9 protein-coding genes, 1 tRNA gene and 1 riboswitch are annotated in these 11,130 nt (G+C 67.8%); of the genes, 7 read left to right on the forward strand and 3 right to left on the reverse strand.

The window, feature by feature from the left end; genetic code table 11:
- Positions 1–95: 95 nt before the first annotated feature.
- Positions 96–2,384: a 5-methyltetrahydropteroyltriglutamate--homocysteine S-methyltransferase gene (gene metE, locus LCD33_RS27245; protein WP_224962736.1), complete on the reverse strand. Its 2,289-nt coding sequence runs from the start codon at positions 2,382–2,384 to the stop codon at positions 96–98.
- A 129-nt stretch (positions 2,385–2,513) separates the two neighbouring features.
- A riboswitch (cobalamin riboswitch) is annotated at positions 2,514–2,755 on the reverse strand.
- Between the two features lie 185 nt (positions 2,756–2,940).
- Here metE and LCD33_RS27250 point away from each other — a divergent pair.
- Together LCD33_RS27250 and LCD33_RS27255 are read left to right on the forward strand one after the other, a co-directional pair.
- Entirely contained in the window at positions 2,941–3,588 is a 648-nt protein-coding gene (locus LCD33_RS27250; RefSeq protein WP_224962738.1) for a VCBS repeat-containing protein, read from the forward strand.
- A gap of 213 nt (positions 3,589–3,801) precedes the next feature.
- Positions 3,802–3,878, forward strand: a tRNA-Arg gene (locus tag LCD33_RS27255).
- 897 nt (positions 3,879–4,775) lie between these two features.
- Here the strand turns inward: LCD33_RS27255 and LCD33_RS27260 are convergent.
- On the reverse strand, positions 4,776–5,618 hold the full coding sequence (locus LCD33_RS27260) for a LysR family transcriptional regulator (RefSeq protein ID WP_224962740.1): 843 nt from the start codon (positions 5,616–5,618) through the stop codon (positions 4,776–4,778).
- Between the two features lie 85 nt (positions 5,619–5,703).
- Between LCD33_RS27260 and LCD33_RS27265 the strand changes: the two genes are divergently transcribed.
- The 5 genes from LCD33_RS27265 to LCD33_RS27285 all read left to right on the forward strand — a co-directional run bounded on the left by LCD33_RS27265 (position 5,704) and on the right by LCD33_RS27285 (position 9,636).
- The gene (locus LCD33_RS27265; RefSeq protein WP_224968824.1) at positions 5,704–6,006 is read left to right on the forward strand and encodes a hypothetical protein; all 303 of its coding nucleotides are present in this window, start codon (positions 5,704–5,706) and stop codon (positions 6,004–6,006) included.
- A complete protein-coding gene (locus LCD33_RS27270) occupies positions 6,003–6,755 on the forward strand; it encodes an SDR family NAD(P)-dependent oxidoreductase (protein ID WP_224968822.1) in 753 nt (250 codons plus the stop codon). The genes LCD33_RS27265 and LCD33_RS27270 overlap by 4 nt, the downstream gene beginning before the upstream one ends.
- Complete coding sequence (locus tag LCD33_RS27275; RefSeq protein ID WP_224968820.1) at positions 6,752–7,759, forward strand: amidohydrolase family protein; 1,008 nt, start codon at positions 6,752–6,754, stop codon at positions 7,757–7,759. The genes LCD33_RS27270 and LCD33_RS27275 overlap by 4 nt, the downstream gene beginning before the upstream one ends.
- Before the next feature lie 332 nt (positions 7,760–8,091).
- Positions 8,092–8,628, forward strand: coding sequence for an AAA family ATPase (locus LCD33_RS27280; protein ID WP_224968818.1), 537 nt, complete (start codon positions 8,092–8,094; stop codon positions 8,626–8,628).
- A 540-nt stretch (positions 8,629–9,168) separates the two neighbouring features.
- Entirely contained in the window at positions 9,169–9,636 is a 468-nt protein-coding gene (locus LCD33_RS27285; RefSeq protein WP_224963307.1) for a hypothetical protein, read from the forward strand.
- Positions 9,637–10,608: 972 nt separating this feature from the next.
- Here the strand turns inward: LCD33_RS27285 and LCD33_RS29125 are convergent.
- Positions 10,609–11,130: transposase (locus tag LCD33_RS29125; RefSeq protein WP_255617848.1), on the reverse strand; the 522-nt coding region annotated here is incomplete at its 5' end.

Below are 11,130 nucleotides of genomic sequence, written 5' to 3' on the forward strand. Positions count from 1 at the left end.
ACTAGATGGGACGAACGGTCCGTTCACTCGACCTGGATCGGGGGCCGGGGGTGGGCAGTGGTGGGAAGAGCGACCACCCACCCCCGGCTTCGGGATCAGCCGGCAGCCGGGCGCACGGCCGCCGTAGCGCTGATCACGTTCTTGAGCGCGGTCTCGACCTCGGCGTAGCCGCGGGTCTTGAGGCCGCAGTCGGGGTTCACCCACAGCCGCTCGGCGGGCACCGCGGCGAGCGCGGCCTTCAGCAGGTCGGTGACCTCCCCGGCTTCCGGGACCCGGGGCGAGTGGATGTCGTACACACCGGGTCCGACGCCGCGGCCGAACCCGACGGCGTTGAGGTCGTCCAGGACCTCCATCCGGGACCGGGCGGCTTCGATGCTGGTGACGTCGGCGTCCAGGTCGACGATGGCGTTGATGACGTCGCCGAACTCCGAATAGCACAGGTGGGTGTGGATCTGGGTGGATTCGGCGATCCCGGAGGTGGCGAGCCGGAACGAGCGCACCGCCCAGTCCAGGTACTCCTGGTGCTGCGAGGAGCGCAGCGGCAGCAGTTCGCGCAGCGCGGGCTCGTCGACCTGGATCACCCGGATGCCCGCGTTCTCCAGGTCCTTGACCTCGTCCCGGATGGCGAGCGCGACCTGCTCGGCGGTGATGCCGAGCGGCTGGTCGTCGCGCACGAAGGACCAGGCGAGGATGGTGACGGGCCCGGTCAGCATGCCCTTCACCGGCTTGGCGGTGAGTTTCTGCGCGTACTTGGCCCATTCCACGGTGATCGGCTCGGGCCGGGACACGTCGCCGTAGAGGATCGGTGGCCGGACGCAGCGCGAACCGTAGGACTGCACCCAGCCGTTGTGCGTGCTGGCGAACCCGTCCATGTGTTCCGAGAAGTACTGCACCATGTCGTTGCGCTCGGGTTCGCCGTGCACGAGCACGTCGAGTCCGAGGTCTTCCTGCAGCCGGATGACGCGTTCGATCTCGTCGCGCATCCGCTGCTTGTAGGTGGCGTGGTCGATGCTTCCGGAGCGCAACGCGGCGCGGGCCTTGCGCACGTCGGTGGTCTGCGGGAACGAGCCGATGGTGGTCGTCGGCAGCGGCGGCAGCCGCAGCGACTTGCGCTGTGCGGCGAGCCGGTTCGCGTAGTCACCGCGCTGGGCGTGCTCGGGTTTGAGCGAGGTGAGCCGCGCCTGCACCCGGTTGTTGCGCACCCGGTCGGCTCCGGCGCGGTCGGCGATGCGCCGCCGCGCGTCGTCGAGCTGCTCGGCGACGGTGTCGCGGCCCTGGTGCAGCGCGCGGTCGAGGACGACGACCTCGCCGACCTTCTGCGCGGCGAACGCCAGCCAGGACGCGACCTGCGGGTCGAGGTCGGTTTCCGCGTCGACGTCGTAGGGCACGTGCAGCAGCGAGCAGGAGGTGCTGACGGCGACCTCCCCGGCGAGGCCGAGCAGGGTGGCGGCGGTGGTGAGCGCCTTGTCCAGGTCGGTGCGCCAGATGTTGCGCCCGTCGACGAGGCCCGCGACGAGCGTCTTCTCCCGCAGCCCGGGCACCGACGGGAGTTCGTCCACGGTGCGCTGCCCGGCGACGAGGTCCACGCCGACGGCTTCGACGGGGGAGGAGGCGAGCACGCCCAGCGCGTCCCCGAGGTCGCCGAAGTAGGACGCGACCAGGATCTTCGGCCGTTCCGAGAGCTCGCCGAGCCGCTGGTAGGCGGCGCGCAGCGCGTCCAGGTCGGCCTGCGAGCGGTCCGCGGTGAACGCGGGCTCGTCCAGCTGCACCCATTCGACCCCGGCCCGGTGCAGCTCGCCGAGCAGTTCGGCGTAGGCGGTGACGAGCTCGTCGACCTTGTCCAGCGGGCGGAACGAGGCGGGCGCGCCGTCCTGCGGTTTGGACAGCAGCAGGAACGTCAGCGGTCCGACGACGACCGGGCGGGTCTTGATGCCCAGCTCAGCGGCCTCGTGGTACTGGTCGACGACGGTCTGGTCGGACAGCCGGAACTCGGTGTCCGGGCCGATCTCCGGGACGATGTAGTGGTAGTTGGTGTCGAACCACTTCGTCATCTCCAGCGGTGGCGCGGATTCCACGCCGCGGGCCATCGCGAAGTACGTGTCGAGCGGGTTCAGGCCCAGTTCGGCGAAGCGCGGCGGGACCGCGCCGAAGGTGACGGCGGCGTCGAGGACCTGGTCGTAGTAGGAAAAGGTGTTTCCCGGCACCGAGTCCAGCCCGGCGTCGCGCAGCGAACGCCACGTGTCGGTGCGCAGCGTGCGCGCGACTTCGCGCAGTTCCGCTTCGCCGGTGCGGGACTTCCAGTAGCTCTCCAACGCCCGCTTGAGTTCCCGGTTCGGACCGATCCGGGGGAACCCGAGCACGGTGGATCCGATTGTGCTGGTCAACGCTCTCTCCTCGCGAGCTGGACGGCAGTTCTGCGAGGTCGAGCGGGCAGGATCCGGGCACACGTGGCCGCACGCGGCGGCTCGTTCGTCCAGGTCTTCCCGCGAGACCTCGCAACAGCGCGCGTCACGCAGGACGCGCGCACCGGCGGCAGGTCTTCGGACTCGTGGGCGCTTCCCGGTGGAACCGGGGTCTTCTACTGGCCGTCGCTTCCCGAGCTCGCGCTCAGTGCTGTGACCGGTCGTGGCGACCGGTGACGGCGTTCGTTCCCACTCACCGCTGCGGGGCAGTCCCGGATTTCCACCGGGTTCCCTCTTGCCTCGCGCACCCCCGCTTTCGCAGGGCTGTGCGAACCACCAGCACTTCGGAGGCTACTTGCTTCTGGCGGGAAGACAAGGCCCTGCCGTCCGGATCACCCGGGCGCCGCGACGACCGCCGGAAGGTTTTTCGAGCCGCGGGCAACCTGCCGCGCGGTGGTGCGTCTTGTGAACAGGTGAGGGGGCGGGACGGATTTCTTCCGTCCCGGTGCGACGAAGCGATCGGGAGGAACCGGCTGTGGTGAAGAGCGGTATTCGGGCGGGTGTGGGCATCGGTGCGCTGGCCGTGGCGGCGATGGCGCTGGTGCCGGCAGGGATCGCCGCCGCTGACTCGAGCGAGACGTCCGTTGTGGACTTGAACGGGGACGGAACTCCGGACACCGCGCAGCTGTCCGCCATCGGGGACGGGGCGAAGCAGTCGCTCAAGTTCACTGTGGACGGTCGTACGACCGAGGCCGTGCTGACCGGCGACCCGTCCTTCGGCACCCAGCCGATGCGGGTGCTGGACGTGAACGGCGACGGCAGGCAGGAACTGCTGGTGACGGAGTCCGTCGGCGCGAACACCACCTGGTTCAGCGTGTGGGACCTGGGTGCCGATGGCGCGCCGCGCGAGCTGAAGACGCAGGACGGCGAGCCGCTGAAGATCAACGAAGGCGGCGGGATCGGTGCCCGCCTCGGCTACGAGTGCGCGCCCGCGGGCTCGGACGGCCGGGTCCTGATCACCTTGGCCGCGTCGAACGAGAGCCAGACGACGGAGCCCTCCTACGACGGTTCCCGGGTCGCCTACGAGGTGCGCGACGGCGTGGCCACGCCGGTCGACGACTACTCGTTCACCGGTGTCGGCAAGGACGACGACGTGCTGCGGGTGCAGCCCGAATCCTGCTCCTGAGGGGGAGCCGTCGGGGCCGTCGCGCGGGATTCGCGCGGCGGCCCCGACGTGCGCGCGGTGATTCCTCTGTGATCTTCCGGCGCGATTCCCGGCGTGGAGCTGTCGATCAGCTTGCCGTTCGATACCGGGTCTGCAACGCCGTTGGCGTCGGTACCACTGTCGACGGAGCGGCCGGTTACCCTGCTTGCTGCAGCTCACGCGAGCGATGTGCGGGCCCTCGTAGCTCAGCTGGACAGAGCAAAGGACTTCTAATCCTTAGGTCGCAGGTTCGAGTCCTGCCGGGGGCGCCACCAGGGGAGACGCCGATATTTTCGGATCTCCTGTGAAGGGGGTTCGGTGGTGATAAAGCACCGGTTCGAGCGTGGCCCGTGTGAGCACAGCGCTTGGTGAGCAAAGGTTTCGGTCTCGTTGTAGACCGCTTGGGCGCGTAGTGGAGCTCGGTCGGATCGATGAAAAGTTCGAGATTCGGCCCGCCTCCCTAGTGGTGCGTGCTACGCGCCCTGCGGCCGCGTCCGCAGCATCTCCGTCGGGCTTGTCGCCAGGTGCTGATCAGTGCCGGTGGAACGCGGCGGACGGCTTGTGTTTTCCGCCGCCTTCCACTGTCGGGGTCGACTCCGGCCGCCTCAACAGCGACCGCACCGACAACGGCACGGCACAGCGCGCCTATCTCGAACCCGGCCCGGACGAACAGGACACGGCCGCACGGGCCCGCCGCGCCCACGCACTCACATCGCAGCTGGTCGACGAATCCGCCCGCGCCATCCACCAGTGACGGGTCGAGACCTTCGATGCCGCTGACCCGAGGGCTAAACGACCTCGTTGACACCGCAGCCGACCTCGCCGCACCCACCAACCGCGTCGGCGATCCCGTGGTACTTGAAGTACGGCGGTACGAGCCTGCTCTCGTGGTCGTTGCGGACTCTGAGGGTGCCGTTGCCCGAATGTCGCTGACCGGGACACGATCTGCCAGCCGGACTGGGGCCCGTCCGATCCGATGCCCTGAGTAGTCGTCGGCAGGTGCGGGGGCGGTGTCGTGATGGCGGCGCCCACCGCCCCCAAGCGTCGTCAGCGTCGCCTTCGGGTGCGGCCAACCCGACCACCAGCGACCAGCCGCGCGAGGAGCACAGTCCGCCGTTGCGGGTAGCGATATACCTCCGGATCTCCGCCGACGAGGTCCACCCGCCAGGCTAGAAGTTCGAAGGTGGTGCGGTGACGGCCGCCTCGATGAGCGCGGCGACCGCGGGACGATGGTCCTGGGCCTGGCGTGCGATGACAACGTGGCTGGGGCCGGCGTCGGTGACGGGGACGCAGATCACGCCCGGCGGGGTCGGCCGCACCAGTGAGCGTGGCAGGACCGAGATCACCCGGCCGATGGTCACCAGCGGGAGGAGTTCGGCGACGGTTTCGATCTCTGGCTCGGCGCCGTCGCCGGGAACATCCTTCCAGCGGGGGAATCGTTCTCCGGCGAGATCGGCGAGCTCGATCGAACGCCGGGCGGCCAAGGGGTGGCCGACCGGAAGCACGGCCACTCGGTCTTCGGTGTGCAGCACCCGGGTTGCGAGGCCATCGGTGTCGTCGAACGGCGTGTAGAGCAGAGCTACGTCGGCCCGGCCGTCCCGGAGGAAGCCCGCCCGGCCCGTGCCGCCGCTGAACACGACATCGATCTCACGTGCGTCCTGGTACTGGGCGTAGCGGGTGAGGATGCCGGACAGCAGGTTCGCGTCACCACCGGGTTTGATCACCAGCCGAACGTGTTCCTCGGCGTCGGCCCGCTGGGCGCTGCTGACCGCCGTCGCCATGGCGTCGAGTGCGTGCCGACCGTGTTCGAGCAGCGCACTACCGGCTGTGGTGAGCGCGACCCGGCGACTCGACCGGGTGAACAGTTGCACGTTCAAGCGTGCTTCGATCCGCTGAATCGTCTTCGTCAGCGCCGGTTGTGCGATCGACAGGCGCTCGGCCGCGCGGCCGAAGTGCAGCTCCTCCGCGACGGTCACGAAGTACCGCAGTTCGCGGATCTCCAGCGAATCCATTCCTGCACGTTATCAGTTTCCGGAAGATGTGTATTGGACATCCCGCGAAGCGGCGGCGTTGACTGGTCTCATGATTAACCACACGATGATCGTCTCGTTCGCCGAGGCCATTCCGGACACCGAGCTGCGGCAGTACCTCGCCGACATCGAAAAAGCGATGCGTGACACCGGCGCCGTGGAAGATTTCGCCGTGCGGCGGCATATCCGGATGCCGGGCGAAGACGCCATTCCGGCTCTGGTCGCGACGGCGATCTTGCAGTTCGGTGTCGCTGACGAAGCCGCGCTGGCGCGGCTGTTCGCGGCGCCGGGCGCGCACGAGGTCATCCAGAAGTGGCAGGCTCGCTACCCGTACCGCGTGGCCTGGGCCAACCACGAGCCGCTGCGATGAACGACTTCGCCGGGAAGGTCGCGCTGGTCACCGGCGCCGGGCGCGGTATCGGCCGGGCCATCGCACTCGGCCTCGCTCATCGTCGCGCGGCGGTCGCTGTCCTCGACCTGGACGAGGCATCGGCCACCGAGACGGCTTCGGCCATCGACAAGTCCGGTGGAACCGCTTTCTCCGCCCGACTGGACATCGCGGACGAGGAATCCGTGGAGACGGCCGTCGGCCGAACGGTCACGACTTTCGGCCGGTTGGACGTGGCCGTGAACAACGCCGCGGTCCCCTCGACCGGGCAGGAGCTCATCGAAATGACCGCGACGGCGTGGGAACGAGTGATAGCCGTCAACCTGACCGGAACGTTCTTCTCGATGAAGCACGAAATTCCTCACCTCGTGCGTGCTGGCGGCGGTGCGATCGTGAACGTGGCCTCCAACGGTGGCCTGTACGCGATCCCGCACGCACCGGCTTATGTCGCGAGCAAGCACGGCGTCGTCGGGCTCACCAAGACGGCCGCGATCGACTACGCGTCCCGGCACGTCCGGATCAACGCTGTTGCGCCCGCGATCACGAGAACGGCGATGTTCGATCAGGTCGCCGCTGGTACGGACATGGCCTCGCAGCAGGAAACGGCCACCCCGTTGGGGCGTCTCGCGAGGCCGGAGGAGATCGCGGAGGCCACCATCTGGTTGGCCTCCGACCAATCCTCCTACGTGACCGGTGTGGTGCTCTCGGTCGACGGAGGGCGGCGAGCATGAGCTCTGAGCGGATCATCGCGGTCGAGGAACACGTCACCACCGATGTGTTCCTCGGCGCCGCACACGGCCTCGCCGTCCACCCCGGTGACGAGGCCGAAGTCGAACTCATGCGCACCGTCGAAAGCTCCGGTCCGACCGCGGCGGCGCTGCATGACATCGACGCACGGGTCGCCGCGATGGACGCGGCCGGGCAGGCGATGGCTGTGCTCAGCACCAACCCGCCGGGAGTCCAGCCCTACTACGCCGAGAACGCGGTGCCGCTCGCGCGCCTGGTCAACGATGCGCTCGCCGAACTCGTCCGCACACACACGGGCCGGTTCGGCGCTCTCGGCGCAGTCGCCCCGCAGAACCCCGAGGCGGCCGCACGGGAGACCGAGCGGATCATGAGTTCACTCGGCCTCAATGGCGTGATGATCAACTCTCACACGCACGGACACTACCTCGACGAGCCGCGGTTCCGGCCTTTCTTGGACGCGGCGGAAGCAGCCCGGGCGCCGATCTATCTCCATCCCCGCTATCCGAGCGCGCTCGCGCCCTACGACGTCTACGGGATGCAAGGCGCGATCTGGGGCTATCAGGCCGAAGCCGGGCTACACGCCATGCGGCTGATCCTCTCCGGGGCATTCGACCGCAACCCGAACCTGACGATCGTCCTCGGCCACCTCGGCGAGGGCATCCCGTACTGGCTCAAGCGGATCGACAACCGTCACGCCTTCGCCGTCGGCACCGCCGGCGCTGCGGGGCCCATGCCCAAGCTGCGGTTGACGCCGAGCGAATACTTCCGGCGCAACTTCGTCATCACGACCAGCGGCATCAACGACGACCGCGTCCTGGAACTCGCCCTGCACGCCGTCGGTGAGGACAACGTCCTGTTCGCCCTCGACGCGCCCTACGAAAACACGAACGACGCTGTCTCCTTCCTGCGCAACGCACCGCTGACCGACGCACAGCGCGCGAAAATCAGCCATAGCAACGCCGAACGCCTGTTCAGGCTGGCCACGTGATGCGAGGGGCATCATGACCGGCAAGCACCGCGTTCTCGCCCGGCCGCCCACTCGCGAGATCATTCCGAAACACGCACCGTTACCGCACGCGAGCGTTCCTGCTCAGCGTAGTCAGGCGCACTCGGATCAAGGCGGTCGCGGTACGCGCCGATGCCTGGCAGGCCTGGCTCGGATCGGCACTGGTGCGCCGCTGCGTGCAGGTCTACCGGCGTGTCGGTTCCTGCTGGTGCACGGGCGGATCCCCGCTGGCCGGGTGTCTGGCCGGACCAGTGTGAACGGCGGTTCTCCCGCTGGCCGTAGCGGCGGTTCTCTAGGGTGAGGGAGTGGGGCCGATGGGAACGGCACAGACCAGGCTGCTGGTGCTGCGCGGCAATTCGGGCAGTGGCAAGACCACCGTGGCCCGAGCGCTGCGCGAGCAGTGCGGTGCCGCGCTGGCTCTGGTCGAGCAGGATTACCTGCGCCGCACCGTGCTCAAGGCCCGGGATACCGCCGACGGGCCGCACTACGGGTTGATCGAGCAGACCGTGCGCTATGCCCTGAACGTCGGCTACGACGTCGTCCTGGAAGGCATCCTGCACCGGGAGCGCTACCACGACCTGCTGACCCGCCTGGCACGTGATCACCTCGGGCCGACCCGCGTGTACTACTTCGACGTCTCTTGGGAAGAGACGCTGCGCCGACACGCCGGACGACCGCAGGCGGCGGCCTTCGGCGTTGAAGAAATGCGCCGCTGGTGGTACCCGCACGACGTGCTGGGCTGGCCCGGCGAACAGCTCGTGCCGGAGTCGGCGACGGTGGCCGAGACCACCGGCCGCCTTCTCGCCGCGTTGCACCAGGACGCACCGAGCACGCGATTGCGTCGGCAATAATGGTGGGTGTCGTCGAGGGTGGTGGGGACTGAACCTCGGCGGCCGGGCTCCGGGCCGGGCTCTTCGTGCTCGGCAGCCCGTACGGGGAGGGCGGGGGCCTGCGCCTCGGCGCAGGCACCCGTTCGTGTCGGCGCAGGGTCTACTGCTGGCGCGCTTCCAGCGCCCGGCCGACGACATCGAGCGTGAGCTCGGTGTGCCAACGGGACAGCTCAGACCTGCCCCGCTCGCTCTCCCCAAATTCAGACGAGGAGTACCGCAAAGTCGACCATGACTAGTCGTCGCGGGCTCACTGGCGTACCTGCGCGAGCACTCGGCCGAACGGCATGGCCTGCGGCGCCGCAGCGACACCCCGCTCTGGCGCGTCGCATACCCGGATCCGCCACGCGCAGCTGGTGCAAGCCGAGGAGCTGAGGTCATCACGGAGCAGCTCACGGACCTGCCGGTGCTCTTCATCTGGATCTTGAACACAGAGCCGAGAGCAACGCGGCAAGGCTCGATGGAGTTCCCGGCAGCTGGGCAGGTCGGCTACCATCGACCGTCATGAGCGCCGTGATCGCGGCCCCGGTGAGCGACGAAATCCGCTCCTATGCATCGCTGGAGCGCATTGATTACGCGGAGGCGTTCCAGCTGGGGGTGCCCAGCGCGGATGCCCGCGCCGCGGAGGTGTGGTTGCGGGCGATCTTCGAGTCGCTGCCCGCGTCCGCACGGGTTGGCTTGAGGCTCGGGTGGAGGGCGATCAGTGTTCGACTCGGTCCGTACCCGTCGGCCGAGCACGTGCTTGGTTGGGCTCTCGAGGACAGTCAGCCTCGCTGGGCCCGTCTTGCGACTCACGGATGGCTTGGTGTCCGGGCGAACCTCGTGCTACGCGTCGAAGCCACAGTGCTGACTCTTGTCACTTTCCTCGAGTACCGCCGTCCTGCGGCCCGCGTCATGTGGCTGTTCGTACGTCCGCTTCACGTGGTGATCGCACGGTTCCTGCTGTCGCGAATGGCCGCCGTCCGCTCGTGAATCCCTGACCTTCCGCAACCGCCTCGTTTGCTGCAGTGACACTTCCTTGCCGCCACTCCTGCTTCGAGGAAGGCTCCGGTCCCCGCGCCGCACTGCTTCCTGTCTCTCACCCCCAAAGAACATTGCAGGTCACGAAGTGTTCATCCGTGTACGCGGGGTAGGTCAGCCAGCTCGGCCCCGGCGCGGACGGCCTGTTGAGTTCGTCCCGCATACACGTACGCGTGCATTGGCTCAGGTCTGCGGTCGTCACCGCTGCCGCTTCGCCTACCCGTTCCGCGTATTCCGACCTGTCAATACCGAAGGCGGGTAATGACGTCCTCCGTTGCGACCCGGGCGTCCTGGTTGCTCTGTCCCATTGGTCGGGCGTAGCCTGATCAAGCTCGGTCAAGGGCGCCGACCTGTGCCCCGCCACGCTTTACCGAAGCCTGCTCCTCGAGGTGGACCGATGACCCCTCGTGGCGGTCGATGGGATGGAGCCACCCACTCGCACCGTCCTGAACCGGCGCCCGAGCTTGATCCCCAGCTCCACCCTGGATACGGCCGCGAACAGGGGTGGCCTGTACCCCAAGTTGTATTCAGAACTTGAAGTCTTGGGTGAGAGTCTCGAGTGCTCGTCCGACTCGTTCGGTCCCCCACCGCCAGACGAGCATGTCGAACTCTCGACAGGCTCGTTCAAGGTCGGTAGAAGACAGTGTCATCAAGTCGGAGACACGGCCGGTCAACCAAATGTGCAGCAGTGCCTCTTCCTGTGCCGGTTTCGGCCCTGGCAAGGACTGTATATGCATCGATCAACAGCATTGGGACGGAAGTACCAGCCACATTCCCCTCTTCGGGTGCATTCTGGAGCTCGGTGCAACGAAGAGACCTAGTGTCCGCGAGCGTCGTTCCGCGGTTTCGCTTTGGGCTGTTCGAGCTGTGGGGAGGGAGCCTTTGACGAGGCCTCTGCCGCCTGCGTAGGTGTCGATTTTTCGGTCAAGGCGAACGATAGGCACCGGCTGGGAGAGTCGTGGCGCGGGCTTGGGTGCTGCCGGACATGATGGCTTGTCGCGTTTCGTCAGTGCCTGTTCCTGTTCTCAGGTGAGGCGTTTGCTGGTGGTGTGGATCATGGCCCGGCGGACGATGGCTTCGTGGTGTTGGGGTAGTCGTTCGTAGTCGCGGACGCAGTGGCGGTGTTGGTTGATCCAGGCAGGGCTGCGTTCGACGACCCATGGTCGGTGGAGAACGACGAACCCGACTTGGCCTGCGAGTGTCGACGATTTCGATGCTGATCCCGAACGGCGATGTCGCCCAGTTGATCAGGGTGCCGGTGTAGCCGGAGTCTGCCCGCAGGTGCCGGATGCTCGGGCAGAGGTAGCGCAGCCTGACCAGGAGGTTCCGGGCGGTGGTGCGGTCTTGGGCGTCAGCCGAGGTGACCAGCACGCAGATCAGCAGTCCGACGGTGTCGATGGCGATATGCCGTTTGCGGCCGTTGATTTTCTTGCCCGCGTCGAATCC

Origin of the sequence: Saccharopolyspora sp. 7B, from assembly GCF_020177435.1 — a bacterium.
GTDB classification, from domain to species: Bacteria; Actinomycetota; Actinomycetes; order Mycobacteriales; family Pseudonocardiaceae; genus Saccharopolyspora_C; species Saccharopolyspora_C gregorii.

Bases quoted from the DNA above. Each gene is read 5' to 3' on its own strand.
- LCD33_RS27270 (WP_224968822.1), top strand. From the start codon at position 6,003: ATGAACGACTTCGCCGGGAAGGTCGCGCTGGTCACCGGCGCCGGGCGC.
- LCD33_RS27265 (WP_224968824.1), top strand. From the start codon at position 5,704: ATGATCGTCTCGTTCGCCGAGGCCATTCCGGACACCGAGCTGCGGCAG.
- LCD33_RS27280 (WP_224968818.1), top strand. From the start codon at position 8,092: ATGGGAACGGCACAGACCAGGCTGCTGGTGCTGCGCGGCAATTCGGGC.
- LCD33_RS27285 (WP_224963307.1), top strand. From the start codon at position 9,169: ATGAGCGCCGTGATCGCGGCCCCGGTGAGCGACGAAATCCGCTCCTAT.
- LCD33_RS27275 (WP_224968820.1), top strand. From the start codon at position 6,752: ATGAGCTCTGAGCGGATCATCGCGGTCGAGGAACACGTCACCACCGAT.
- LCD33_RS27260 (WP_224962740.1), bottom strand. From the start codon at position 5,618: ATGGATTCGCTGGAGATCCGCGAACTGCGGTACTTCGTGACCGTCGCG.